Below are 26,928 nucleotides of genomic sequence, written 5' to 3' on the forward strand. Positions count from 1 at the left end.
CCTGAGGCTTGAGAATTCCGGCCCGCAGGAGGAAGATATTCCCCTTTGCCAGGGCCGGGAATAGCCATGCTGATCACCTCCGAAAACACGCGCACTTTTAATACGGATACCCGACTCGCCTGCACGCTGGCGGCTGTGGCGGGCGCGCTGAACACAGCTGCATTTGAAACCGTCGGTTTTTTCTCTGCCAACATGACGGGCAACGTCTCGTCACTTTCCGATCATCTGGCGAAAGCAAATCTGCATGTCGGATTGTTCTTCCTGCTCATCGTGCTGCTCTTTATAGCGGGTTCTTCTGTCTCGACCCTGATTATCAACTCCGGACGCAGGCGACAAATTCGCGGGATTTATGCCATCAACATCCTGCTGGAAGGCGTGGCATTATTCGCGCTGGGCGTCATTGAGAGTTGGTTCAGCTTTAGTGAATCGGGCGTATTGCTGGTGCTCAGTTTGAGTTTTTTGATGGGATTACAAAACGCCGTGGTGACCCGGATTTCCAACGCACGCGTGCGCACCACCCATGTCTCCGGTACCGCTACCGACATTGGCATTGAATTGGCCATGTTGTTTGATGTGCTACGCCGTAAAGAATCCCCGAAAGATGCGCCGCTCTATATCGAGCGTTTAAAACTGCACTTCTTCACGGTGATGGCATTCCTGTTCGGCGGCGTGCTGGGTATTCTGCTGCTGAACGCGCTGAGCTATAAACTGTTAATTTTGATTGGTGTGATGCTATCTGCCCTCGCTTTGTCAGCATTACAACGTGCCGGACATGCGCTGCACTCCTGAACAATGATTGACGCGCTTCACATATTTCAGCGCGATTTTTGAAAACTGCTTGCTACTTTTTGGCAATGCTAAGCAAGATAACCAGCGTTAAGGATTGTTACTGTTCGGCAGGCAAAACCTGAGGCGCGCCCTTTCTCGATAGCAGAGGGCGCGCCTCAGGTTTTTTTTTGCGCGAAATTCGAGGCGTTTTGCAGGAGAAAGGAAGATGCAATATCAGGAACTGGCAGATGACATTGTGGCTGGCGTGGGGGGAAAAGATAACATTATCAGCGTGATGCACTGCGCAACGCGCCTGCGCTTCAAATTAAAAGAGAGCCAAAAAGCGCATACCGCCGAGTTGAAAAATAACCCAGGCGTGATCATGGTGGTGGAGAGCGGGGGACAGTATCAGGTGGTGATCGGCAACCAGGTTGCGGAGGTCTACCGCGCGTTAACGGCACGCTATGCCCTCGATCATGCCGATAACGTGGAGGACACTACGCCACAAAACCTGTTTGCCCGTTTTATCGATCTGGTTTCCGGCATTTTTACACCCTTTATTGGTGTGATGATTGCGACAGGCATCATCAAGGGACTGCTGGCGTTGGCGCTGGTGCTCGGTGTGATGGACGCGAGCAGCGGCAGCTACAAAGTGTTGTTTGTCGCCAGCGATGGCCTGTTCTATTTCCTGCCGATTCTGCTCGGCTACAGCGCCGGGAAAAAATTTGGCGGTAACCCCTTTGTCAGCATGGCGATTGCCGCAGCGCTGGTACATCCGTTGATACTTGAAGCGATGCAACAGCAGCAGGCAGGAAAGCCACTGACCTTTGTCGGCATCCCGCTGGAAATACTCAATTACAGCTCCTCGGTGATCCCGATTATCTTTGCTGCGTGGGTCTCAAGCCTGATTGAGCGTTGGGTACATCCGCGTTCTCCCGGTGCGGTGCGTAACTTCACTACGCCGCTGGTGTGCTTGCTAATCACCGTACCGCTCACTTTTCTGGCGATTGGCCCGGCAGCCACCTGGCTCAGTCGCTTGCTGGCGGAGGGCTATCTGTGGATTTACAGCCTCAGCCCCATGGTTGCAGGTGCGGTGATGGGCGCCATCTGGCAAATCTGTGTGATATTTGGTTTGCACTGGGGACTGGTGCCGATCATGCTCAACAATCTGGCCAACTTCGGTCACGATACCTTACTGCCATTACTGATGCCGGCGGTATTAGGACAGGCGGGCGCGACATTGGGGATCTTCCTGCGCACGCGTGATATCAAACTCAAAGCGATGGCTGGCTCGGCATTCACTGCCAGCATTTTTGGTATCACTGAACCCGCAGTGTATGGCGTTACGCTGCCACGTCGTCGTCCGTTTATCTTCGGCTGTATCGGTGGCGCGCTGGGTGCCGCCATTCTGGGCTTCTGGCACACCACCATTTACTCCTTTGGCTTCCCCAGTATTTTCACGTTTATTCAGGTCGTGCCCAGCACGGGTATTGATGCCAGCGTGCTGGCGTCCTTTGCCGGTGCGGCGGTCGCGTTAGTTTTCGCCTGTGCCATGACCTATGTGTTTGGTTTACGAGAGTCAGCGCCACAACCCGCTTTGGCTGAACCCGTTGCCGTTCCCGCGCCTGCGACATTAACGCGCCGTGAAAGCGTGGTGAGCCCGATTGCGGGTGACGTATTGCCGCTGGATAAAGTCAAAGATGAAACTTTCGCCAGCGGTTTACTCGGCAAGGGCGCGGCCATTCTGCCGCACGTGGGCCGTGTAGTATCGCCGGTCAATGGCGTAGTTTCCTCCATGTTCCGCACCGGACATGCGATTGGCCTGACGTCAGATCAAGGCGCGGAAGTGCTGATTCATGTTGGACTCGATACCGTCAAACTCGACGGGCAATATTTCCATCCTCAGGTACAAAACGATCAGCCAGTGAAAGTGGGCGATGTGCTATTGGAGTTTGATATCGAGGCGATCAAAAACGCTGGATTCGACCTCACCACACCGGTGCTGGTGAGCAACAGCGATGAATTTATTGATGTAATAACCCTGAACAACAGCGCAGTGAGTGAAGGCTCGCCGCTGCTGGCCGTGCTGAAATAACCAAGGAGCAAGTAAATGACTACACGTTTCCCGGATGCATTTTTATGGGGTGGCGCCGTGGCCGCCAATCAGGTGGAAGGCGCCTGGCAGGAGGGCGGTAAAGGGCTATCGACCTCGGATCTGCAACCCAAAGGTATTTTTGGCGCGCGCGTTGAACGCAGCGGCAATGATTTTGGCATCAAAGACACGGCGATTGATTTCTATCATCGCTTCCCGGAAGACATCAAGCTGTTCGCAGAGATGGGCTTTACCGTTCTGCGCACCTCGATTGCATGGACGCGTATTTTCCCGCAGGGAGACGAAGCTCAGCCAAACGAGGAGGGGTTGGCCTTTTACGATCGTTTGTTTGATGAAATGGCAAAGTACAACATCACTCCGCTAGTGACGTTGTCACATTACGAAATGCCATACGGTTTGATCAAAAAATACGGCGGCTGGGGCAATCGCATCACTATTGATTGTTTTGAACGCTATGCGCGCGCGGTATTCACTCGCTTCCAGCATAAAGTGAAGCTGTGGCTGACGTTCAATGAAATCAACATGTCATTGCATGCGCCCTTTACTGGCGTTGGACTACCGGAAGAGAGCGATCAACAGGCGATCTATCAGGCGATTCATCATCAACTGGTGGCAAGCGGCCGCGCCGTACAAGCCTGCCATGAGATTGTTAAGGACGGTAAGATCGGCAACATGCTGCTGGGTGCGTTGCTCTATCCGCTCAGCTGCCGTCCTGCCGATGTGTTGGAAACGTTGCAGCAGAATCGCGAGTGGTTATTCTTTGGTGATGTGCAGGTGCGCGGTGCCTATCCGGCTTACATGAAACGCTTCTTCGCCGATCGCGGAATCACCGTCAGCATCCCGGATGAGGACAAACGCGACCTGCGCAACACTGTGGATTACATCTCCTTCAGTTATTACATGACCGGTTGCGTCACCACCAATGAAGAAGAGAACCAGAAAGCGCAGGGTAATATCTTGTCGATGGTGCCGAATCCGCATCTCGCCAGCTCAGAGTGGGGATGGCAGATTGATCCGGAAGGTCTGCGTATTCTGCTTAACATCTTGTACGACCGTTATCAGAAGCCGCTATTTATTGTGGAAAATGGCCTGGGTGCCAAAGATGTGGTTGAGGCCGATGGCAGCATCAATGACGATTACCGCATCCAGTATCTCAATGATCACTTAGTGCAGGTGCGGGAAGCGATTGAGGATGGTGTGGAAGTGATGGGCTACACCTGCTGGGGACCGATTGACCTGGTCAGCGCCTCTAAAGCCGAGTTCTCGAAGCGTTACGGTTTCATTCACGTTGATCGTGATGATGCGGGCAACGGCACGCTGGAACGCTCGCGTAAAAAGAGCTTCTTCTGGTATCAGGATGTGATCCGTAGCCACGGCGCGGCATTGAAATAAACCCGCTAACGGGCGTGCTGGCGCCCGTTTTTACGCCTCGTCGGCATCTTCCTGCAACGCTAATGTCTCTTTGCGAACTCGCTCAATATGGATGGTGAGAAACATGCGCTCTTCCGCCGAGAGGGCATAGAGATATTTTTGCTGGATATGGCTGTCGATCTTCACCGCGCATTGATAAGCAATCGGATATTTGTCGCGCACCACATCATGCAATGACTCATCTTCACTGCACACGCCGCGTTTGCCCAGCATGCGCTGGGCAAAAAACTTCAAATGGTTAACGAAGCGGTTATAGCTCAGGCTGTCGGTGCGGTAATCCAGCTGCAACCGATACTTCACGATATGCAAAATCTCCTGCATAAATTGCGTCACATGAGAGACATCGGCAAAGTTGCTGCCCAGTTGCGCGTTGACTAAGTGCAGGGCGATAAAGCCTGCTTCATCGTCAGGCAACGCCACCCCGAGGCGTTTGTTGATCAAGGCCAGTGCTTCCATGCCAATCGCGAACTCTTTGGGGTAGAGCGTTTTGATCTCCCACTTCAATACATTACGAATCGGAATGCCTTGCTGATGGCGTTCAATCGCGAAATGGCAGTGATCGCACAGCGCAATCGAGAGGCTCTCATGCAGCGGCTGACCCAACTGTTGACGTGCGCTGGCGATGATTAACTCGCTGGTTGTGATGACTTCCAGCGGGATATCAGAAAGCAACTCGCTTAGCCTTCCTGTCAGGGTGTCACTCTGCAGTGCGAAGACTTTTTCAATCTGCTGCGCATCCAGCGCATCGCCCACACGCTTCTGAAAAGCCAGCCCGCGACCCATCACGACCTGTTCTTTGCCGTTCTCGCCCAGTACGACCACGACATTGTTATTGAGGATCTTCGCGATTTTCATTTTTATCAGCCCTGAAAAAGAAAAAACCTGACCCACCGGGAGGGCGGCGTGTCAGGTTTTGCCTGCGTTTGTGCGCAGTAACAATCTGGCGTGATCATAAGCCGCTCTGTGATTCCGACAAGCATACTGACCGTTAAATGTGAGACACATCATGTTTTATTGCGTCGCGAAGTGATGGAGGAAAAACAGGGCAATGGCCCCTGAAGCCGCGTCTGCACTGATGTTGTGCAAACTGTAAGGATATTCGTAAGGAAATAGTAAAGAAATGATCAGGTTTTCTTAAAGGTTTGCGTTAAGTCGCCGATAGTACCGTAACGTCAAAATAACAGGAGTTACGTACATGGCCGGGATTTCAACTTTAGGTGTGGGTTCAGGACTGGGTTTAAGTACCATTTTGGATAAGCTGACCGCCGCTGAAAAACAGTCACTGACACCGATTTCGAAGCAGCAATCTGCCGCCACGGCGAAGCTTTCTGCTTACGGCACACTTAAAACCGCGATTCAGGCTTTTCAGACGGCTAACACCAAATTAAAGGATGCGAGTCTCTATACCGCGACCAGTACCACTTCCAGTTCGAGTGCATTTAGCGCGGATACCAATGGCAGCGCGCTGGCAGGAAAATACACCATCAGCGTGGATCATCTGGCGCAATCGCAAACGCTGACCAGCGATGCGAAAACCGATGTCAAAGCGGCTCTAGGCAGCGATGCGGCATCGCGTACCCTGAAATTTGTCACTGCGGATGGCAAAGAGAAGAGCATTTCGTTAACCAAAGATCAGACATCCCTGACAGCGCTGCGTGACACCATTAACAAGTCCGATGTGGGGATCAGCGCCAGTTTGATCAAAGTGTCAGGAACAGAATACCGTCTGTCATTAACCTCGAAGGCGACGGGAACCGACCACGCAGTGACCTCTTTAAGCGTAACGGGTGATGATACGCTGCACGGTTTTGTTGGATTTGATAAATCCGATCAAGCTAACAGTCACATGGTTCAGAGTGTGGAAGCGCAAAATGCCAGCCTGACCGTCAACAATGTGGCAATTCAAAGCAGCAGCAACACCATTGAAGACGCCGTGGAAGGGATTACGCTCAAGCTGAACGATCAGACGACCGGCACTCAGACGTTGACCGTCAGCGCTGACACCAGCAAGGCGAAAAGCGCCATCACCGATTGGGTGAATGCCTACAATTCGCTGCAAGATACGATGGGCAATCTTACCCGCTACACAGCGGTGGATGCGGGTAAAGAACCGGACAGCAAAAACGGTGCACTGCTGGGTGACGGCACGCTGCGTAACATCCAGACCCAGTTAAAGAGCATTCTTGCCAACGCCTCTGGTTCGGGAGTTTACAAAACGCTCAGCCAGGCGGGTATTACCACTGATCCCACCGATGGGAAATTGAAGCTGGATGCGGACAAACTTTCCAGTGCACTGAAAGTCAGGCCTGACGCCATTCGTGATATGTACACCGGCGATGGTAAGAAAACCGGCGTCAGCACGGTATTGGATACCACTTTTACCGCGTTTCTCAGCAGTAAAGGCGTGATTCAGGGGGCGACGGACAGCATCAGTAAAAAACTGAACCAGCTGACCGATCAGTACAACACCACCAGTAAACGCATTGATGACAAAATCGCACGCTACAAAACTCAGTTCACCAATCTGGATAAAGTGGTCAGCGTACTGAATAGCACCAGCAACTATCTCACACAGCAGTTTGATAATATGACCAGCAGCAACAGCAAAAAATAATTATTCCCCGCCAATAGCGGCGTGTCAGGGCACTTTTCGGTGCCCTACTGATTAACATCGTCATCGATTGACGTTGCATCATATTCGCCTAATGGATAAGTAAGTGCTAATGTGTTTGGTGTCCCTATCTTTTGCGGAGTGATTCCATGCGCGACAGTAACACCGAACCTTCTGAACCGGCAGCACCGCCACTTAACCCATCGCTGATGGAACATCTGATCAACGCACGCAAGATTTTCATTACCGGCACCGTGGATGAAAAAATGGCCAAAGAGGTGGTTCAGCATCTGCACATCCTCGCCGCTCTCAGCGATCGACCGATCACGATCTTCATCAACTCTCCTGGCGGTCATGCTGAATCGGGCGATATGATTTTTGATGCCATACGCTTTATCACACCCGAAGTGATCCTGATTGGTTCTGGTTGTGTGGCCAGCGCAGGTGCGTTGATTTATGTTGCCGCCAACAAAGCAAATCGCTATGCGTTGCCCAACACCCGCTTCCTTCTGCATCAGCCTTCCGGCGGCATGCAAGGCCCCGCCAGCAATATGCAGATTTACAGCAATGAAATCGTGCGCATGAAAAATCGCCTCAATCATATTTTCGCGGATGCCACCGGGCAGGCGATTGAGAGGATTGAGCAAGATACTCAGCGTGATTTCTGGTTGAGTGCGGAGCAGGCGGTGGAATACGGTTTGGTGTCGAAAGTGATCGTCACCGAGCAAGAGATCGCTGCGCATTATCTTGCTGCTTAAATAAGCCAGTGCTAATGTCATCAGTATGATTGAAAATGCGATATTCAAAGCACTGGCGGATCCGACCCGCCGTGCCATATTTGAAAAGCTGTCGGTGGGGCGCATGAATGCCACGGCATTGCGCGACGGGATGGAGATCAGCCAATCGGCGATGTCTCAACATCTCGCGGTGTTACGGGGGGCGGGGCTGGTGCGTGAAGAGCGGCAAGGGCGCTTTGTGAACTATGAAGTCGACCCGGTTGGCATGACGTTTCTGGTCAACTGGCTAGCCAAATATCGCGCGTTTTGGCCGACACGCATTGATGCCCTGAAAAGTTTGCTGAAGGATATGGACCAATGAGTAAAGCCGAAAAATCCAACGAACTGGTACAAGAGTATCAACTGGATGCGCCGCCGGAGAAAGTGTGGCGCGCTATCAGTATTGCGGAGTACCGGGAAGCCTGGCTACCCAACGCCGTATTAACGCAGGCTGAACCTATTGCCAGCGATCCTGGAAAATCGATCCATTACCGGTTACGTGATGACGCGCCACCTTACCTGAAGAGTGACGTGACGTTTCTAATCGCGCCCGATGACGCGGGTGGCACCCGATTGACTATCGTCCATCGCCTTGCTGATCTGCACTTGCAGGCCGCAAATGATGAAAATGGTCCATTGATGCTGGCGGCATAGCCTCGGGCTAATTTTTTTAGCGCGCCTTATTCCCAAAACGTACATTTCTGGCGGCCCGAAGGCCGCCAGCTTTACACGGGTTGATCAGCCTTATTAGCATCACGAGATCCTGCCGCGCCTGCACAAACTAACGCCAGCAACACCATCACCAGCACCGGCAACATCGCCATGCGCAGACCCGCGTGTTCACCAATAAACCCCAGTCCTGGCGGTCCCACCAGAAAGGCCAGATAACCAAGCGTTGCGGCGATGGTCACGCGAATCGCGCTGTTTTTGCCATCGCCAGCTGCCGACACGGTCAGTGGGAAGCCGAGCGAAGCGCCAATCCCCCAGAACAACACTGCCGCCGCCGCTAGCCATTGGTTGTTGGAGAAAATCACCATCGCCAGACCCAATGCGGCTGAGAATGCGCTGGCGCGTAATACCAGCACACGGCCCAGGCGATCCACCACATATCCGCCAAGGAAACGACCCACCGTCATGCCCGCAGTGAACCCCGCGTACACCAGCGTGCTTTGCGTGTGATTAAGATTATGACCATCGATCATCAGTAACGGTAGCCAGTCATTGGCAGAGCCTTCTGCCAGCGCCATCGCCAAAATCACCACCCCAAGGATCAGCAGTTGGCGATCGCGCAGCTCGCGTCCGACCTGAGCGAGGAAGCCGCCGCTGTGCGCCTGTTCATGTCGTTCGCTGTCGCTGGAGGCGGGTAAATGACGCAGGGCTGCGGAGACAATTAGCAGGTTCACCAGAACCACGAAGGCAAAGTGCCAGGTGATGCTGACATCAACTGCTGTCATGGCAAGTCCTGAAAGCGCGCCAATCAGCGTGCCAAAGCTAAAGAAGCCGTGAATGGTGGTCATGATCGATTTGCCAATCAGACGCTCAAACGCTGCGCCTTCAACGTTTATCACGACATCGATTAACGCTGTCCCTCCGCCCAGTAACACCAGGCTGGCGAAGACACCGTACGCGCTGTGCAGTAGAAGGGCAGCTAACATGACAGCGACGCCACTCATCAGCAGCACAAAGCCATAACGCATGACACGGCTAGTGCCAAAGTGGGTGATGAGTTTGCCTGCCAGCAGAACGCATAACATTGAGCCACAGGAAAAGCCGAACAGGATCATGCCCATCATTTCAGTGGAAGCATGCAGAATATCGCGCATGTAAGGCGTACGACTCACCCACGAAGCCCAGGTGAAACCGGGTAAAAACATCAGGCCGTAGATCGCCCATTTACCGCGTAGCTGTTGCTGTAAATCCATATTCATCCCCATCCATAAATTATCGGAAAGGGTAACAGAAAGGCTCCCCGCGTGCGCGACGCGGGGAGAAGCAGTGATTAAAAACTCTGCCAGTCGGCGTCATTAACCACCGCTAAACGCTGTGGCTTGGGGTGCGATGGCGTTCGGATGATGGTCTGTGGAACGTCAATGACATCGCTGACATGGAATTTACCGACCAGCTGATTCAGGTTACCCGCCTGCTCTTGCAGCGATTGCGAAGCGGCCGCGGCTTGTTCCACAAGGGCGGCGTTCTGCTGGGTAACATCATCCATCTGATTAACCGCTTGCTGCACCTGAACGATGCCCTGGCTCTGCTCCACGGCTGCCGCAGCGATCTCACTCACCAGTTGACTCACCTGGTGAATGGCATCATTCATCACGTCCATATTGCGGCCCACATCACTGGCTTGCGTGGCACCCGATTCGGTTAAACGATGAGATTCCTCAATCAGCACTTTGATCTCGCGCGCTGCGTTGCTTGAGCGCTGAGACAGGCTACGCACTTCACCGGCAACCACCGCAAAGCCTTTACCGTGTTCACCGGCGCGCGCTGCTTCAACCGCCGCGTTCAAGGCCAGAATGTTGGTCTGGAAAGCGATACCTTCTATGATCGAGACAATCTCAGTCACTTTGCGCGAGCTGCCACGAATCTCGTCCATGGTCGACAGCATGGTGGTGAGCGAGGTTCCATTTTTCTCTGACAGCGCGCTGGCATTGGCTGCCAGCTGGCTCGCCTGATGGGTGTTGTCCGCCGTTTGGCGCACCGTCTCACTGAGTTCCGTCATGCTGGCAGCCGTTTGCTCCAGCGATGCCGCTTGCTGTTCGGTGCGTGAAGAGAGATCTTCATTGCCCGCTGAAATCTGCACCGAAGCGCTGCTCACGGACTGAGACGCTTTACGCACTGAAGAGAGGGCTTCAGAGACGCGCTGCATCAAAATATTGAAGGAGTGTGCCATATTGCCCACTTCATCTCGCCGGCTTTCATCGGCGCTTAAAGTCAGATCGAGGTTCTCGCTGGCTGTCAGCATGACCTTGCCTACCGCGCCCAAACTGCGGCGAATACGCATCACGGTAAACAGCGAGAACAGACCGAAGATCACCACTGTCGCCGCGACACCTGCAACGGTGGCCCAAAAGACAAAATGGAAGGTGCTTTGATTGGTGGCGCGCAATGCGTCGCCCGCAGTAATATTGAGTGCCAACTGAGTTTGAAAATCAGCGATCATCTGACGAATGGCGGCACCCACACCACTATCTCCTTCCAGCAAACTCAGGCTCACTTCATTCTGGTGAGCACGTGACGCTGTGAGAAATGCAGGTAACTGCGATGCCACGTGCTGGATATTATCAAAAGCGACATTAGTCAGGCGTTTGTCTTCCTCATTTGAAATATCGTTCGCCATGTAGTAATCGGTCAGCGCTTTCAGTCCATTGATTTGCTCATCGATCTGTTTTTCTACGGCAGGCATGTTGCTGTCGTGAATCTGGCTATGGTGTTTGTACAGCGTAATGGCCAGCTGGTTACTTTGGTCGATCAATTTGCCGATGTCCTTAATCGAAGGAATGGCGTTAGTTTGCACAAATTCAAAACGGTCCTGAAATCCTGACAGTAGCGAGAGTGCAAGAATCGCCTGCAGGATGATGGCGCCAAACAACATGGAAAGGGTCAGCAAGAGACGCTGGGAGATGTTCATCTAATTATCCTTAATCTAAAAGCACCCCTGGTTCAGGAAAATCAGGGAATAGGGCAGATTAATAACCATCGGCAGAATGCGAGATTTAGTTAATTATTTTTTATTGCACGGTGATGGAGATCAAATCATACGTAGCGAAGGCGCAACATTTTTAGCCATTCTCACGATCTTAAATAGATCCAGTGAAATATGTTGTGCGACAGATTCAGAAATCCTAACAAGCCGATATTGTCGCGAGGTCGTAATCGTTATTATAATAATCATTACGGGCAAAGGTTAAGGGCTAAGGAATGGCGATTTATGTACATAGACGTTTTGATCGGAATTTCAAAAAGGCCAGTCTTCATGATGCTGACCTTTGCCATGCTGCTCCGGAAGTCAAAAGGGGCGAGTTTGAAGCTGACCTAGGGGAGGCGTGATTAAAAAGCGTATAGCACTGAGTAAGGGGAAAAGTGGTGGTGCCCGGTCGGTGATTTTCTTCAAAAGAGGAAACGCACTATTTTTTTATGATGGCTGGACTAAAGGCGAGTTGCATAAGAAAAATGCCAAAGAGATCGAGGATGACGTGTTGGCAACGTATAAAATCCTTGCGAAAGGGTACTTACAAGCGAGTGCGGCAGACCTGCTACAGCTTAAAAATCGTGGGACATTCAGTGAGGTAAACTGCGATGAAAACTACACCAGCAACATTGGATGAGATGATTGAAGATGCGGAAGAGTTGCGAGGATTAGGCCTACTTTCTGATGAAGATGTCTCTCAGATTGCCACGCGAATCTCTGCAAGTGAGTATCGCAAGCGTGTTGCAGCTGTACATGATATGACCGGTCTGGAAATTAAACTCATGCGTAAACAGTATGGCCTGAGTCAGGCATTACTGGCTTATACCTTAGGCATGACAGTGGATAGCGTTTCAAAGTGGGAGCGAGGAGAAATCAAGCCGAGTGGCCCGGCACTGCGTATCTTAAATACACTGGCTGCTAAAGGCCCTGATGCATTTGTTGTTTAAAGGGGAAACTGGACTCCAGTTTCCCCTTTAAAATTATGGCCTTCTAAACAGCGCCATGCTGCGGCCTTCCAGTTCAAAATCCTTCTCTTTGGTAATCACCAGCCCTTTTTTAGCGGTATCGGAGGTGGTGAGTTCCAGCACCCAGCCGCCTTCGCCAAATTGTGGGATGCGGAAGGGCACGTTGCCTTCAAACGGATTGAACAGCATCAGCACATCGTGCCAGATACCTTCTTCGGTTTGCAGATCCGGACGACCGATATAGACGCCAAGCGTGCTGCCCTCATCCCATTGGTCTTCCTGCTGGAAGCCGCCGCCAGCGTTAAACCATTTTATGTCCATACCGTCGCGCCAGTTTTCACGGCGCAGCAACGGCTGTTTCGCCCTTAACGCCAGCAGATGTCGAGTGAATTTGCGTAATGCATCCGCGGACTCCGGCAAGTTTTCCCAATGCAGCCAGGAGATTTCACTGTCCTGACAATAACCGTTGTTGTTGCCCATCTGACTGCGGCCAAACTCGTCACCCGCCAGCAGCATCGGCGTGCCGTGTGAGAACAGCAGCGTCGCGAGGAAGTTACGCTTTTGCCGCTCACGCACCGCATTGATGCCTTCGTCATCGGTCGGGCCTTCCGCGCCGTAATTGTACGAACGATTATCGTTATGACCGTCATTGTTATCTTCACCGTTCGCGTCGTTGTGCTTCTCGTTGTAAGACACTAAATCATTGAGCGTGAAGCCATCGTGTGCGGAAAGGAAATTGATGCTGGCCCATGGACGGCGGCCACGTTGATCATAGAGATCGCCTGAACCGAGCAGGCGTGCAGCAAAGTCGGTTGAGACGTTGTCGCCTTTCCAGTATTCACGCACCGTGTCGCGATACTTATCATTCCATTCGGCCCAGCCTGGCGGGAAGCCCCCAACCTGATAGCCGCCGGGGCCGATATCCCAGGGTTCGCCAATCAGTTTCAATTTCGACAGTACCGGGTCCTGCGTCATGGCATCAAAAAAGCCGCCACGCTGGTCGAAACCTTCCGGTTCGCGCCCGAGAATGGTGCCCAAATCGAAGCGAAAACCGTCGATATGCATCGATTCCGCCCAGTAGCGCAGAGAATCCATCACCATCTGCAACACGCGTGGATGGGAGGTGTTCACGGTGTTGCCAGTACCGGTATCGTTGATGTAGTAGCGATGCTGATCCGGCAAGGTGCGGTAATAGGAGAAGTTATCGATGCCTTTGAACGACAGCGTCGGACCCAGTTCATTGCCTTCCGCCGTATGGTTGTAAACCACATCGAGGATCACTTCGATACCGGCATCGTGGAAGGCGCGCACCATGTCACGAAAGCCCTGAATGCCACGCGGGCCGAAGTAGCGCGAGGCCGGGGCAAAAAACGCCAGTGAGTTATAGCCCCAGAAGTTTTTCAGTCCTTTATCAAGCAAATGCTGATCGTCCGGGAACCAGTGCACCGGTAGCAACTCAACCGACGTGACACCGAGGCTTTTAATGTACTCGACGGTGGCTTTGTTGCTCATGCCATCGTAAGTGCCGCGCATTTCAGGGGGCACTGCCGGGTTCAACTGGCTGAAGCCCTTAACGTGTGTCTCATAGATAACGGTCTGCGACCACGGGATAACCGGGCGATTGCGGTCCTGCCAGTCAAATTCGTTGGGATCGATCACCCGACATTTTGGCGTAAACGGTGCGCTGTCACGTTCATCGAAAGTCAGGTCTTTATCTTCATGCAGCAGGTCATAGGCAAAATGCGCATCGTTCCACTGGATGTCGCCGCGCAGTTCACGAGCATACGGGTCGAGCAGCAGTTTGTTGGCGTTGAATCGATGGCCGTTTTCCGGTTCAAACGGGCCATGCACCCGGTAGCCGTAAAGTGCACCGGGCTGCAGACCGGGAATGTAGCCATGCCAGACTTCATGGGTATTTTCCGGCAGATCAAAACGCGCGATTTCGTGCTGACCGCTCTCATCGTAAAGACACAATTCCACACGCTCGGCGAACGCTGAAAACAGGGCAAAATTGACGCCCTCGCCATCATAATTTGCGCCAAGCGTTTGACCCGAACCCGCGATAATTTCTAAAGGCTTTGCGTTAGACATTCATTCCTCTCCATCCCATGAACAGAAATACAGGCTTGTTATTAACTGGCAATCAGCACCAGTGGCGCGTAAGGCGGTAAGTTATCTAAAGAAAGTTGTTCGTTAAGCGCTAAGGTTGCACCACTTAACAGATTGCGATAGTGCCGGTGGGCCAGTGACTCAGGTAAGGGAATGGACGTTTCAGCCCAGGAAGTGCCCTCCAGCATTAATCGAGGCACCACAACGATGAGGCTGTTTTCACTGTCCTGTCGCGCATAGGCAATCAGGTGCTCTGGATGCGCGCCTGTGGCGTACAACGGTTGATAATCGCCGAAACGGAATAGCTGCGGCTTATCAAGGCGCAGGTGTAATAAGCATGCGATGACCTGCTGTTTGAGTTTGCCGCTGCGCCAGTCAGAGGGCTGAGTGAAATCAGGACGGCTGCGATCAACAAGTTGCGCCTCCAGCACGGCGTAATCGGGCTCACGGCGGTTATCGGGATCGACGAGGCTGAAATCCAGCGCTTCGCTGCCCTGATAAATATCCGGGACGCCTGGTGCGGTGAGCTTAATCACGGTCTGTGACAGGCTGTTAACCAGGCCGGCATCAACGAAAGGTTGAATGGCTGTGACGAAGTCCGTCAGGAATGCTGGGTTTTCTGCGGATAGCAGATGTTTTGCATATTCCAGCACCGCCTGTTCGTAAGTTTCGTCGCCATCCGCCCAGTCAGTACGAAGCTTGGCTTCACGCAGCGCTTTCTCCACAAACGGTATAAAGCGTGCCTCAAGGGTACGCAACCCGTCGTGGTCATCTGGTCGTAAGGTCGTGGGCCACGCACCGGCCAGCGCCTGATACAGCATCCATTCTACCGCCGGTTCGGGGGCCGGGCCTTCGTTCATAGTGAGCACTTTGGATTGATTCAGCTCCCGCCAGCGCGTGACGTTCTCTGCCCAGAGTGCGGGTGCTTCGCTCAGTGAATAGAGTCGGGCACGGGCATCTTCCCCACGTTTGGTATCGTGGGTTGACGTCGTCGAAAGTGCGTCGGGTTGATGATGTAACCGGGTTTGCATCTGCTGGTGGAAGTGTTCCACAGAGAAGGGGTGCGGCAGCGGTTCCGCGCCGACTTCGTTGATGGCAAGGATGGCGTGATTTCGGAAGAACAGGGTGTCTTCCACCGATTTCGCCATCAACGGGCCGGTGAGTTGCTGGAAGCGCGTACGGAATTCAGCGGCATCCGGTTCACTTTGTTCCGAGACCGCACCGAGTAATATGGCCTGCAGGAAGCTGAGTGCAGCGGGAAAAGCACTGAACTTCACCGCTTCCAGTACCTGTTGCAGCAGCGCTTCACCCGCCAAAGGCATGCCCGCCGGGCGACCATAGGTGCGGTAAACCGGGAAGGCGATCAGCATCTCGCGAAGGGCGACATGCAACTCAGCTTCGCCAAAATTGCGCTGTTCTAAATGTGCCACCCCGGTCAATATCGCCAGCAGGCGTGAAAATTCACCAGCGAAGTTACGATCAACCATCAATTCACGGGCGGCGCGCAGACCAGCACTGACATCATTCCGCTCTTCGGTGACGGCTTCATAGGCCAGATGCAACGCATCAATCTGGGTATCGTCGATCAACGCATGTGAAAGCGCAGCGATAAACTCATAGCCAGTGGTGCCGGAAATGGGCCATTCAACCGGAATCTGCTCCTCTTCTGCCAGAATCTTCTCTACCGTGATGTAGCAATCCGCACCTGCGGCTCTGCGCAAACGCTGAAGATAACCCTGCGGATCGGCCAGACCATCAATGTGATCGACACGCAAACCACTCACAGCACCGCTGTGAACCAGTTCCAGAATCAGTGCGTGTGAGGCGTTGAACACGGCTTCATCCTCGACCCGCACGCCGACTAGCCCAGTGATTTCAAAGAAGCGTCGGTAAGAGAGATCTTTTCGTGCGTCACGCCAGTTGATCAGCTGCCAGGGCTGCTGCTGATGCAATTCGGCAATCGCTGCGCGATCGTTGATGGCCAGCACCTCATCGGCGCGTCCTTGCCAACTGGCAGGCGTCAGCGGATAGAAGCTGTCGTAGTAAGCCAGCGCCGGATGGCCAGTTTGCGGATGGGGCTTAATGCTCAATTCGTCGTTTTGCAGCACGCGTTCAAAATCATCGCCGAGGAACGGCAATGTGAGGGGACGCGACCAGTCGATATCGAAATAGCGCGCATACTGACTGTTTTCTCCATGCTCAATCACATCGCGCCACCAGGCATTTTCCAGTGATGCCGCCATATGGTTTGGCACGATATCCAGAATTAAACCGAGGCCGGCCTGCTGTAATGCCGCCGACAGTCGGTTAAAACCGTCACGTCCGCCCAGCGCAGGATCGATCTCATTGGCGTCGGTGACATCGTAGCCATGCGTGGAGTCCGTGGTGGCAGTGAAAATAGGTGAGGCATAGAGATGGCTGATACCGAGCCGCTGCAAATAAGGTAACAAGGTGATGGCGCGGTCAAAGGTCATGCCGTTGCGGAACTGAATACGGTAGGTCGCTGAAGGAATCGTCATGCTTTTTCTCCCTTTGCCAGACGCACCACAATGGCATGTTGCGGCAACACATCATTCTCCTGCGGCCAGGCAAAGAGGGTTTTGCCTGCCATAGTGGGTAAGGGCTGCGCCTGCTTGCTGATATTCAGCGCCAGCGAGAGTTCACCCTGCGGGAACTGCCAGCTCACCGCGATAAAACCTTTGGCCGTTTTCAGCACTTTGCCACTGTGACCGCCCGCCGTGGCGAGCAGCGGCACAATGTGGCGCTGACGCAATGCCAGCAATTGCTGAGTGAACGCCAGCCAGGCTTTGCCTTTCTCACTTTCCAGTTTGCTCCAGTCGAGTTTCGAGCGGTTAAAGGTCTCTTCCGCGTTGGGATCGGGCACGCTGTCGTCATGCCCCGCATGGCCGGTAAACTCGCGGGCGCGTCCTTCACGTACCGCTTTAGCCAAATCGCCATGAAAATCGGTGAAGAACAGGAACGGGTTGGTTTCGCCATACTCCTCGCCCATAAACAGCAGCGGGATATGCGGTGACAGTAACAGCGTGGCCAGCAGCACTTTGGTGCGGTCGGTGCCTGCCAGCGTGATTAAGCGGTCACCCTGCGCACGATTGCCGACCTGATCGTGGTTCTGGATAAAATCAACAAAGGCAATCGGAGGCTGTGCCGCACTGGGCACGCCGCGCCGTTGACCGCTCTGCGGCGAGATTTCTCCCTGATAGGCAAAACCTTCCGTCAAAATGCGCGCGATCTGCTTTTCAGGTACGTCGGCGAAATCCTGGTAGTAGGCATGGGTTTCACCGGTGGCAAACACATGAATGGCATTGTGGAAATCGTCATTCCATTCGCCGGTAAACAGCGGCGCATGGCCCTGTTTGTCACGCGGGTGCAGGAAGGTGACATTGCGTGAATCTTCCGTGGTGAGGTGGATAGGGCGGTCCGTTATCTCACGACGAATACGTTCAGCAATCTCAATCAACGCATGTTTGCTGGAGGTATCTTCGATTTGATCGATGGCATCAAAGCGCAGGCCATCGAGGTGATATTCCTGCAACCAGTAGAGTGGCGCTTCCACGATGTAACGACGTGCGGCATCAACATCATATGCGATGCCCGCGCCCCAGGGTGTCATGCGCTCTTTGTGGAAGAAATCAGGGGCCAGCAGCGGCAGATAGTTACCTTCCGGACCAAAGTGATTGAGCACAATATCGAGCACCACCGACAGGCCGTGTCCATGTGCAGCATCCACGAAGGCTTTGAAATCATCCGGCGAGCCGTAAGCGGAGTGCGGTGCGTACAGCAATACGCCGTCATAGCCCCAACCGCGATTGCCCCCAAACTGCGACACCGGCAACACCTCAATCATGGTAATGCCGAGTGCCTGCAAATAGGGCAAGCGGGTAATGGCGGCCTCGAAAGTGCCTTCGGGTGTGAAAGTCCCGATATGCAGTTCGTACACCACGGTTTCTTGCCAGGCGTGTCCGCGCCAATCCGTGTGCTGCCATGCATAATGACGAGGATCGACGACCACGGAAGGGCCATTGACCCCGGATTGTTGCGCGCGAGCGGCGGGATCGGGCACCACCGTGCCATCCGCCAGTACAAAGTTGTAAGTCGCACCAGGTTGTATGCCGCCCAGTTGCCGTTGATACCAGCCATCGTCCGAGGCTGACATAAGATGATCGCCATCGGCGAGACGCAAGGTAATCTGTTGCTGACCCGGTGCCCACAAGCGGAATAGCACGCTGCCATCTGCCTGAATCTCAGCTCCCCAGGATTTCTCAAATGATCTGAATTCCATTCAATTGCCTCGTTTAACCCTCGCAAGGGCAATGGACGACATCAAGCGGTACACGTTCCGTTTAAAGATGCTGACTGAGTACGATATACAGTGGGACGACAAGAAAGACTGAGAACAGATCATAGTCGATATTTTGCGCTTTTCTGGCGCGAACAGATGGGTTTAGGAAATTATCGACGCCTTACGCTTCGCTAATCAGGAAGGTGAATAGAAGAAAGGCGACCTGATGGTCGCCCCGAAGATTATGCTGGTTTGTGCTGCTGGACCTTGCGGCCGCGTTGCTTACGTAATTTATCAATCAGCTTATGCGCCTCCGCTTTGGTGGCGACTGCAGGTGAAGAGCCTTTCAGCGGTTTACGCGCGGTTTCACTCAACGTTAGCACCGTAATCAAACCGACAATTCCGGCGCCCATCATGTAATAAGCGGGCATCATCGCATTGTGCGTGGTGTCCACCAGCCATGCAGTGATTAACGGCGTAGTGCCGCCGAACAGTGACACGGAGAGGTTAAAGCCTATCGCTAATGCGCTGTAGCGAATATCGGTGACAAACAGGGCCGGTAATGTGGCGGGCATGGTGCCGCTAAAGCAGGTATGCAATAAACCTAATACCGCCAGACCGGCAAATACCAACATCATATTGCCAGAACCAATCAGCATATAGCTGGGAATAGCCAGCAATATTAAGCCCAGAGCCCCTAAGCCAATGACCGGCTTACGGCCCATACGGTCGGTTAAATGTCCCCACATCAACGTCAATGGCATCATAATAAACATAATGACCATGACTAACATGAGCCCGGATAGTTCACTCATGCCCAATACGCCGGTTAAATAGCTGGGCATATAAGCAGTCAACATATAATTGGATACGTTAAATAACAGCACCAGGCCAATACATTTCAACAGCGGTTTACTCTGTACACGCAGCATCTGCAGCAAGGTCAGTTGAGGCTTATTGTGCTCAAGCTCTTCGCGCTTATCCATATGCTCTTTAAACGCCGGCGTCTCTTCCAGTTTCAGGCGAATATACAGGCCAAATAAACCTAAAGGTGCGGCCAGGAAAAACGGAATACGCCAGCCCCAATCCATCATTGCTTGATGCGGTAATAGTGCAATCATGCCGGTGACCAGACTGGCACCGAGCAGATAACCCGCCAGCGTGCCGAACTCAAGGAAACTGCCCATAAAGCCACGGCGCTTATCGGTGGAATATTCTGCGATAAAGGTCGCTGCACCACCGTATTCGCCGCCGGTCGAGAAGCCCTGCATCAGGCGAGCGGCCAGCAACAGGATCGGTGCCGCGATACCAATACTGGCATAGCTGGGAATCAGGCCGATACAGAAGGTGCCAATCGACATCATGATCATGGTGAAGGCGAGCACTTTCTGCCGCCCAAAGCGATCACCTAAGGGACCAAAGACCATGCCCCCGATCGGACGAACTAAAAACGCGGCGGCAAAGGTGCCGAAAGAGGCGATTAATTGCGCGGTATTACTGGCACCAGGAAAAAAGACCTGGCCAATAATCACGGCAAGATAGCTATATACGCCAAAATCAAACCATTCCATGGTGTTGCCTAATGCCGCAGCACTCACAGCGCGTTTTAATAATTTGTTATCGATGACCGTAATATCATCAACGGTTAAGTCAGATTGTTTAGAAATCGTTCCGGTGCTCATAAACCTCCATGAGTAAAAATTAGAGCGATCTTATAGCTTTCGCAGCCGAAAAATTCACCAATGGAAATGAAAGCTATAAGAAGCTGAAGGCGGACACCTTAGGTAAACTTTCTAAGATGTGCAAGTTTGTGACATATATCCTTGCATTAAAGCGTAGCGATGAAGGTATATTCTGTCAAAGTGCTTGAGGGGTGAAATAATTGATTGTGTCGTGGGGGAGGGGGTGGGTTTTATTCTGCGCTATATTATGCGGTGACACTGTGCTAGTGAGTTAATTATGCTGCAGTCATTCACGCCGCATAAGATTCAGCGGCACAAGGCTGGTGAAGGAAAATCATTTGAACAGCACATTCACGATGGAGGTAAATACTGACCCTGTAACGAAAGCATGATGAATAATATTGTCTTGATTTTGAACATCCGCTAACCGCTTTAACGCCGCTTCTGGCGTCGCTGCTTCGACCTCTTCATTTAACTTTTTATAGCTTTGTGAAATGAGCATTACGGCGCTCTCGACATCTGTTCTTTCAACAGTGGCAACGACCTGATCTTTTTTATAGAAAATGTAATCTGGCATGGTCAAATTCCCGTGTAAACATGCAAGTGCAGCGCTTGATACTTGATGTCCACTACTTTAGCAAACCCTGGCTGATTGAGCTAAGGCGGTGAATGCCATTGCGGTTGCGATCAATAATTCTCTGTCCGTTTCCAGCGAGCAAGGATGGGCTCGATAACGTTTACTGCTGATGAACCCATGTTATTAGCAGGAGGCAGTATGCATTACATTATTAGCGGATTGAATAGCAGCGATTTTGCACATTTATACGGAAAGGATGATGAGTACCTGGCACAGTACAGCGCACGCCGAGTGTTAGCTAGCCAAGCCTCGGCTTTGCCAGATCGTATTGGCTTGAAGGATGTTCCACCAGGAGCTCATGCAATCTTGCTTAATCACACCTATCAACCCGCGCAATCACCATATCAGGGAAAACACGCAATTTTCATTCATGAAGGTTGTATGCAGTCCGGCATCTTCTACAGCGAGATCCCGGAATATCTCGCTAAGCGTCAACTCTCACTGCGAGCCTTCAATCTTGAGCACTGCATTATTACGGCAGAGCTGGTGACAGGTGATGAAGTGGAGCCAACCGTTTTAGATCTGCTACAGCGGCCAGAAGCCGTGTATATCCACGCCCATAGTGCGCGATTTGGCTGCTATTTGGCGGCAATCCACAAGCATCAAGACTAACTCTGCCTTTGACGGCCTGCACCAAAGCCATAGCGCTGACGCTGGTGCGCTGGTGTGGTGTAGCCGAAAGCCAATAGCATTTTCCGCCCGTCTCCGTATTAATGACCTGCTTAGCATCCAAAGGGAGCGAAGCAGGTTTTTTCGTTTTAAAGACCTGTCTTCGATCACAATTCAATCTACAGTCACTGGCGATTTTGTGATTGGCTCCGCATCCCCAATCACCGGACAGTTTGCTTCGCAGCGTTTCTGATAGTTTATATTGTACAACCTGGTTTTACAGAATAAAACAAAGCATCTTCTCCTGATAACCATAATCAGACCCTGCGAGGAAAGAATGACTGAACAAACCCTGAAACAGACGGCGGTCTCGGCGCTGGAACGCGAAACCATGCGTCGCGTGATCTGGCGCATCCTGCCGTTCCTGGTGGTGAGCTATCTGGTGTCTATTATCGATCGCGGCAATATCGGCATGGCCGCTCTCCAGATGAATGAGGATCTTGGTCTGAGCAAGGCCGCCTTTGGTTTCGCCAGCAGTCTGTACTTCGTGGCGTATTTCCTGTTTGAGGTGCCCAGTAATCTGGCGATGCAGAAGTTCGGCGCGCGCTTGTGGATCCCGCGCATCATGATCAGCTGGGGCATAGTTTCAATGTGTATGGCACTGGTGGAAACCTCTTCGTCTTTATATGTGCTGCGTTTTTTACTTGGTGCGGCTGAAGCCGGCTTCTTCCCTGGCGTGGTGTTGTATCTGACCTGGTGGATCCCTGCGCGTTATCGCGCGCGTATTATTGCCTCGTTTATGGTGGCGATCCCGCTGGCGAACTTTATCGGCTCACCGCTTTCTGGCTTGATACTCACACTCGACGGATGGATGGGACTGCGCGGCTGGCATCTGCTGTTCATTATTGAAGGATTGCCTGCCGTATTGCTCGGTATTGCCGCCTATTTTGTCCTGAGCAATCGCCCACACGAAGCGCGCTGGCTCAGCGGTGAGCAGAAGCAGTGGCTGGAATCCACGCTGCAGGCCGAGCGCCAGAAGCAAAAAAATATCGGTCATATTTCTACCTGGCAATTACTGAAGCACAAACATATCTGGCTGATGGCACTGATCTATTCTGGCGCATCATCAGCCGGCACCACCCTCAGCGTCTGGTCACCTCAACTGCTGAAATCATTCCATCTTGATAATCTCACCACCGGAATGCTCAATGCGATTCCTTATGGTTTGGCGTCGATATTGATGATTGTGTGGGGAAGAAGCTCAGACCGCACGGGCGAACGACGCTGGCACACGGCATTAACGTTGTTCATGATCGCTGGAGGGATTTTCGCCGCGTTTGTCAGCCTTTCGTTACCGGCAACCATAATTATCATGTGTCTGATTCTGGTCGGCGCTTATTCTATGAAAGGGCCATTCTGGGCACTGGCGGCGGGCTGGATGAGCAGTCAATCCGCTGCGGCAGGGCTGGCGGCGATAGGGGCGATCGCCAACCTGATTGGTGGCGCGGTAATGGTCAATGCTTACGGCATCATCAATGAAAAGACCGGTAGTCACACTTTGGCACTGTTGCCTCTGGCTGCGCTTTGCCTGTCAGGGGGGATTGCAGTAGTGATGATGGGGCGTAATCTTTCGCAAGGCCAGAAGGCGGAAGGTCGCTTGTCGAGTCACTCATCCTGAACTGACTCAGTGTGAGACTTCCGGGCACACTGTGGTGAGCCCGGAAGCTATCTGACACAACGATCAGTTATCGGTCGTCAGTGCGTCTTCACCGTATTGCGCACTGCAAAACGGCTTTGATGCACCCAGTTTTAAAGAGAGTCGTGCGGCACTCTGGCTCATTTGCTGCGTCAGGCCATCATCACGGCGCGATTCCACCAGGCGCGAGGCCGGGCCGGTTAACGCTAAGGCAGCAATCAATTTATCGTTCACGCCAAATACCGGCATCGCGAAGGCGGCGGTATGCGGATCGCGTGCGCCTGAGGTATATAACGGCAGGCGTGGATGCTTATCAAACAGGGCTTCATTGAGCCCCCAGAAGCGCAGCACCTGACTAATCGCAGACTGATCGAGAGGGAAAATCGTGCCGGGCAAACGGCTGTGTCGTAATCCTTCCGAAGCCTCGGCGCGGAATAAGCACATGCGCTGGCCGCCTTCAATCACATACCAACTAGCACTCTCATGGGTAGCCAGCGCCAGTTGTTGCAGCTCGGGCTGTACCACGCTGGCCAGATGGAAAGATTGCTCATACAACTTGCCCAGATACAGCAAGCGTGGTCCCAGTCCATAGCTCCCATTTTCATGGCGCACCACGTAGTTCATTCGTTCGAGAGAATTCATCAGGCGATAAACCGTGGTTTTGTGGTAACCCGACGCCTGCGACAACGCAGTCAGCGTCAGGCTATCGTCGCCTGGACGGAAACAGTCCAGTAGCGCTAGCGCCTTCTCCACCGCAATAACGCCTTCATTTCCCATGCATTCCTCCTGTTTTGAACGACAACGAGTGTACCTGAATTTTTGTGAGTCACCTCGTGTTTACGTCACAAACGCCGATAAGGCTATGGCTAAATCTGCCTCGCCCTGGCTATAGTTGTTTTATATTGTACACACGTGTTTTACAGAGTAAAACAAAGCGAGGAAGAGATGAGCATTCACACTACTGCAATGATCCAACGAAATATCAGCCGCGTGACCCCGGAAGAAGTGCAACAAGCGGCTGAGTATCAGGCGGCGATCCTGGCTGATGTTGCCGGGCGTCGCGGCACGCTGCACGGCCGAATCAAACCGCTTTCACCACAGATGAAAGTGGCGGGTCCGGCCATCACCGTTGAGGTACGTCCGGGTGACAATCTGGCCATCCATGCTGCACTGGCGATTGCCCAACCGGGCGATGTGATTGTGGTGGATGGCAAGGGCGACCTCAGTTGCGCGTTGCTGGGGGAGATTATGGCGACCCAGGCAGAGGCTTCCGGCATCGCGGGCATCATCATTGATGGCGCAGTGCGAGATGCCGATATGCTAAGCAAGCAGTCATATCCGGTGTTTGCTGCGGGATTGAATCCTTGTGGCCCCACCAAACTGATTCCGGGGCGCGTTAATCATCCTATTTCCATTGCCGGAGCTCAGATTCAGGCCGGTGATTTGGTGGTGGGTGATGTTGATGGCGTGGTGGTGATACCGCGTAATGAAGTACAGGCCATCATTGCCTTAGCGAAGAAAAAGCTGGACGGCGAAACCCAGCGCATTGCCGCTATCCGAGCTGGCGATGCGCGCGCGCCATGGCTTGAGAACGCACTGCGCCAGGCAGGTATGCTGGCAGAAGGGGAGACGCTGTGATGGCTAAAGCCCCTGTCATTCTGATTACCGGCAGCGATCTGGCTGCCGACGCGGTAGCCATACTTCGTGAGTTTGAGTTGGTCTTTGCGGGAAAACAACCCACTGAGACGCAGTTGATTGACCTGTGCCACCAGCTCAATCCGGTCGCGATTCTGGTGCGTTACGGCAAGATCAACGCCGCCGTGATGGATGCCGCACCGGCCTTGCGGGTGATCTCCAAACACGGCAGTGGTATTGATGTCATTGACCAGCAAGCCGCCACCGCACGACAGATTCGTGTCTGTTCTGCACCAGGAGCTAATGCCGCGGCTGTGGCGGAACATACCTGGGCATTGATATTGGCCTGCGCCAAATCTGTGATGCCGCTCGATGCGCGCCTGCGTGCAGGATTCTGGGATAAATCGACACACAAATCGATTGAGCTGGAAGGACGTGTATTAGGGTTAATTGGCTTAGGTGCGATCGGCAGTCGCGTGGCTCGCATCGGGAATGCAATGGGCATGCGGGTCGTGGCTTATGATCCTTTTGCGCGTGAATTCCCCCCGGCCTGTGAATTGGTTAATAGCCTTGAATCACTTCTGGCACAGGCTGATGTGGTGTCGCTGCACTGCCCACTGACAGAGTCCAATCGTGAAATGATCAACGCCGACACGCTGGCGAACTGCAAGCCCGGCGCAATCCTGGTTAACACCGCGCGCGGCGGGTTAATCAACGAGGCGGCACTCGCTGATGCGCTGCAATCAGGCAAGTTACATTGGGCAGCATTGGACAGTTTCAGCGCTGAGCCGCTGACCGCGCCGCATCGCTGGCAGGGCATCAGTAACGTGATTCTTTCTCCGCATATTGGTGGCGTGAGTGATGCTTCTTACATCCGCATGGGAACGGTGGCGGCACAGAATATTTTGCAGGCACTGGCAGATACGCCGCTGGAAGAGGGCGTGTCACCATGATCAGTCTGACTCAACCGGAAATCCGCCAGGCCGAGGTGTTCAGCCGCTTGCCCGACCGATTCAGAAAACCCGATCCGGCGAATGCCTGGTCAGCCGCCAATCGCGGTGGTCAGGCTGTTGACTCCTTTCTGGAAGGGCCTGTCTGGCATCCTTCTGGCTGCCTTTACGTCACCGATATCCCGTACGGCAGAATCTTTCGGGTGGATAGGCAGGGCGAGTGGGAGTTGATCGTTCAGTATCAGGGCGAACCCAACGGTATGAAGTTGCTGGATGAGGACACGTTGCTGATCACCGATTACCAAAACGGATTGATGAAACTCTCCCTTAATGACCGAAGTGTCACGCCATGGCTGACGCGTCGCAACAGCGAGAGTTTTAAAGGCGTCAACGATCTGACGTTTGACCGTCATGGCAATCTCTATTTCACCGATCAGGGGCAAACGGGTCTGCACGATCCGACGGGACGCGTATACCGCTTATCGGTGGATGGGCGTCTCGATTTGTTGCTGGATAATTGCCCGAGCCCAAACGGGCTGGTGCTATCGCCGGATGAGAGCCTGATGTATGTAGCGATGACGCGGGGAAATTGTATCTGGCGCGTACCGCTGCAAAAGGACGGTTCGGTGAGCAAGGTCGGGCAGTTCTTCACTTTACACGGCCCAAGCGGACCCGATGGACTCGCCATCAACACCGAAGGCGAATTGCTGATTGCCAATCCCGGATTAGGCCGTCTGTGGTTATTGAATGCGATGGCGGAACCCATCCAAATCATTATCAGCCCAGCGGGTCGCTCAACCACCAATGTCTGTTATGGCGGAGCCGAGCGCCGGCGACTGTTTATCACCGAGTCGGTCACTGGCTCAATCCTGACCTGCGACATGGCTGTTCCCGGTGCCGCGCTGTCAGGTCGTTCCACTCCAGCAAGCTAACAACAACAGGTGCCACA

General features: G+C 53.1%; 22 protein-coding genes and 1 pseudogene. 14 read left to right on the forward strand and 9 right to left on the reverse strand.

Annotation, left to right across the window (positions count from 1 at the left end; all coding sequences use genetic code 11):
- Positions 1-66 precede the first annotated feature (66 nt).
- The 3 genes from AC6I8L_RS20930 (at position 67) to AC6I8L_RS20940 (ending at position 4,273) form a co-directional block, all read left to right on the forward strand.
- Positions 67-789: a YoaK family protein gene (locus tag AC6I8L_RS20930; protein WP_058961215.1), complete on the forward strand. Its 723-nt coding sequence runs from the start codon at positions 67-69 to the stop codon at positions 787-789.
- A 205-nt stretch (positions 790-994) separates the two neighbouring features.
- Positions 995-2,863, forward strand: a complete 1,869-nt coding sequence (bglF, locus tag AC6I8L_RS20935) for a PTS beta-glucoside transporter subunit IIABC (protein WP_058961217.1) — start codon at positions 995-997, stop codon at positions 2,861-2,863.
- 15 nt (positions 2,864-2,878) lie between these two features.
- A complete protein-coding gene (locus AC6I8L_RS20940; RefSeq protein WP_058961218.1) occupies positions 2,879-4,273 on the forward strand; it encodes a glycoside hydrolase family 1 protein in 1,395 nt (464 codons plus the stop codon).
- Between the two features lie 30 nt (positions 4,274-4,303).
- Here AC6I8L_RS20940 and licT read toward each other — a convergent pair whose 3' ends face one another.
- Positions 4,304-5,167: a BglG family transcription antiterminator LicT gene (gene licT, locus AC6I8L_RS20945; protein WP_058961220.1), complete on the reverse strand. Its 864-nt coding sequence runs from the start codon at positions 5,165-5,167 to the stop codon at positions 4,304-4,306.
- Between the two features lie 340 nt (positions 5,168-5,507).
- Between licT and fliD the strand changes: the two genes are divergently transcribed.
- From fliD to AC6I8L_RS20965, 4 genes are all read left to right on the forward strand, one after another.
- The gene (gene fliD / locus AC6I8L_RS20950) at positions 5,508-6,926 is read left to right on the forward strand and encodes a flagellar filament capping protein FliD (protein ID WP_058961221.1); all 1,419 of its coding nucleotides are present in this window, start codon (positions 5,508-5,510) and stop codon (positions 6,924-6,926) included.
- Positions 6,927-7,072: 146 nt separating this feature from the next.
- Positions 7,073-7,681 carry an ATP-dependent Clp protease proteolytic subunit gene (locus AC6I8L_RS20955; RefSeq protein ID WP_058961223.1) on the forward strand — a complete coding sequence of 203 codons (609 nt, stop codon included), beginning with the start codon at positions 7,073-7,075 and terminating at the stop codon, positions 7,679-7,681.
- 25 nt (positions 7,682-7,706) lie between these two features.
- A complete protein-coding gene (locus AC6I8L_RS20960) occupies positions 7,707-8,021 on the forward strand; it encodes an ArsR/SmtB family transcription factor (RefSeq protein WP_034822684.1) in 315 nt (104 codons plus the stop codon).
- Positions 8,018-8,353, forward strand: a complete 336-nt coding sequence (locus tag AC6I8L_RS20965) for an SRPBCC family protein (protein WP_058961225.1) — start codon at positions 8,018-8,020, stop codon at positions 8,351-8,353. Before AC6I8L_RS20960 ends, AC6I8L_RS20965 begins: the two co-directional genes overlap by 4 nt.
- A gap of 71 nt (positions 8,354-8,424) precedes the next feature.
- On the opposite strand, the gene AC6I8L_RS20970 is transcribed toward AC6I8L_RS20965, so the two are convergent.
- Positions 8,425-9,627 carry an MFS transporter gene (locus tag AC6I8L_RS20970; RefSeq protein ID WP_064511357.1) on the reverse strand — a complete coding sequence of 401 codons (1,203 nt, stop codon included), beginning with the start codon at positions 9,625-9,627 and terminating at the stop codon, positions 8,425-8,427.
- A 71-nt stretch (positions 9,628-9,698) separates the two neighbouring features.
- Complete coding sequence (locus AC6I8L_RS20975; protein ID WP_058961227.1) at positions 9,699-11,336, reverse strand: methyl-accepting chemotaxis protein; 1,638 nt, start codon at positions 11,334-11,336, stop codon at positions 9,699-9,701.
- A 290-nt stretch (positions 11,337-11,626) separates the two neighbouring features.
- Between AC6I8L_RS20975 and AC6I8L_RS20980 the strand changes: the two are divergent.
- Together AC6I8L_RS20980 and AC6I8L_RS20985 are read left to right on the forward strand one after the other, a co-directional pair.
- Positions 11,627-12,033: pseudogene (locus AC6I8L_RS20980) on the forward strand (type II toxin-antitoxin system RelE/ParE family toxin).
- Complete coding sequence (locus AC6I8L_RS20985) at positions 12,005-12,343, forward strand: helix-turn-helix domain-containing protein (RefSeq protein ID WP_034822694.1); 339 nt, start codon at positions 12,005-12,007, stop codon at positions 12,341-12,343. Before AC6I8L_RS20980 ends, AC6I8L_RS20985 begins: the two are co-directional and overlap by 29 nt.
- Positions 12,344-12,376: 33 nt before the next feature.
- Here the strand turns inward: AC6I8L_RS20985 and glgX are convergent, their stop codons facing one another.
- The 5 genes from glgX to AC6I8L_RS21010 all read right to left on the reverse strand — a co-directional run bounded on the left by glgX (position 12,377) and on the right by AC6I8L_RS21010 (position 21,029).
- On the reverse strand, positions 12,377-14,452 hold the full coding sequence (gene glgX, locus AC6I8L_RS20990; RefSeq protein WP_058961228.1) for a glycogen debranching protein GlgX: 2,076 nt from the start codon (positions 14,450-14,452) through the stop codon (positions 12,377-12,379).
- A gap of 41 nt (positions 14,453-14,493) precedes the next feature.
- Entirely contained in the window at positions 14,494-16,989 is a 2,496-nt protein-coding gene (gene treY, locus AC6I8L_RS20995) for a malto-oligosyltrehalose synthase (protein ID WP_058961230.1), read from the reverse strand.
- The gene (gene treZ / locus AC6I8L_RS21000) at positions 16,986-18,770 is read right to left on the reverse strand and encodes a malto-oligosyltrehalose trehalohydrolase (RefSeq protein WP_058961232.1); all 1,785 of its coding nucleotides are present in this window, start codon (positions 18,768-18,770) and stop codon (positions 16,986-16,988) included. The genes treY and treZ overlap by 4 nt, the downstream gene beginning before the upstream one ends.
- A 242-nt stretch (positions 18,771-19,012) precedes the next feature.
- Entirely contained in the window at positions 19,013-20,452 is a 1,440-nt protein-coding gene (gene proP, locus AC6I8L_RS21005) for a glycine betaine/L-proline transporter ProP (protein ID WP_058961233.1), read from the reverse strand.
- A gap of 334 nt (positions 20,453-20,786) precedes the next feature.
- Positions 20,787-21,029, reverse strand: a complete 243-nt coding sequence (locus AC6I8L_RS21010) for a hypothetical protein (protein ID WP_058961235.1) — start codon at positions 21,027-21,029, stop codon at positions 20,787-20,789.
- A 198-nt stretch (positions 21,030-21,227) separates the two neighbouring features.
- On the opposite strand from AC6I8L_RS21010, the gene AC6I8L_RS21015 reads away from it, so the two are divergent.
- Entirely contained in the window at positions 21,228-21,701 is a 474-nt protein-coding gene (locus AC6I8L_RS21015) for a DUF1203 domain-containing protein (RefSeq protein WP_058961237.1), read from the forward strand.
- 334 nt (positions 21,702-22,035) lie between these two features.
- Positions 22,036-23,376, forward strand: coding sequence for an MFS transporter (locus AC6I8L_RS21020; protein ID WP_058961239.1), 1,341 nt, complete (start codon positions 22,036-22,038; stop codon positions 23,374-23,376).
- A gap of 63 nt (positions 23,377-23,439) precedes the next feature.
- Here AC6I8L_RS21020 and AC6I8L_RS21025 read toward each other — a convergent pair whose 3' ends face one another.
- Positions 23,440-24,171, reverse strand: coding sequence for an IclR family transcriptional regulator (locus AC6I8L_RS21025; protein WP_034822708.1), 732 nt, complete (start codon positions 24,169-24,171; stop codon positions 23,440-23,442).
- Between the two features lie 168 nt (positions 24,172-24,339).
- Between AC6I8L_RS21025 and AC6I8L_RS21030 the strand changes: the two genes are divergently transcribed.
- From AC6I8L_RS21030 to AC6I8L_RS21040, 3 genes are read left to right on the forward strand one after another with little or no spacing between them, the layout of a single operon-like run.
- Positions 24,340-25,032, forward strand: a complete 693-nt coding sequence (locus tag AC6I8L_RS21030) for an RraA family protein (RefSeq protein ID WP_058961240.1) — start codon at positions 24,340-24,342, stop codon at positions 25,030-25,032.
- Positions 25,032-25,982 (forward strand): hydroxyacid dehydrogenase, encoded by a 951-nt coding sequence (locus AC6I8L_RS21035; protein ID WP_058961242.1) that lies wholly within the window; start codon positions 25,032-25,034, stop codon positions 25,980-25,982. The genes AC6I8L_RS21030 and AC6I8L_RS21035 overlap by 1 nt, the downstream gene beginning before the upstream one ends.
- Positions 25,979-26,911 carry an SMP-30/gluconolactonase/LRE family protein gene (locus AC6I8L_RS21040; RefSeq protein WP_058961243.1) on the forward strand — a complete coding sequence of 311 codons (933 nt, stop codon included), beginning with the start codon at positions 25,979-25,981 and terminating at the stop codon, positions 26,909-26,911. The genes AC6I8L_RS21035 and AC6I8L_RS21040 overlap by 4 nt, the downstream gene beginning before the upstream one ends.
- The last annotated feature ends 17 nt before the right edge of the window (positions 26,912-26,928 follow it).

It is taken from the genome of Type-E symbiont of Plautia stali, from assembly GCF_059731115.1.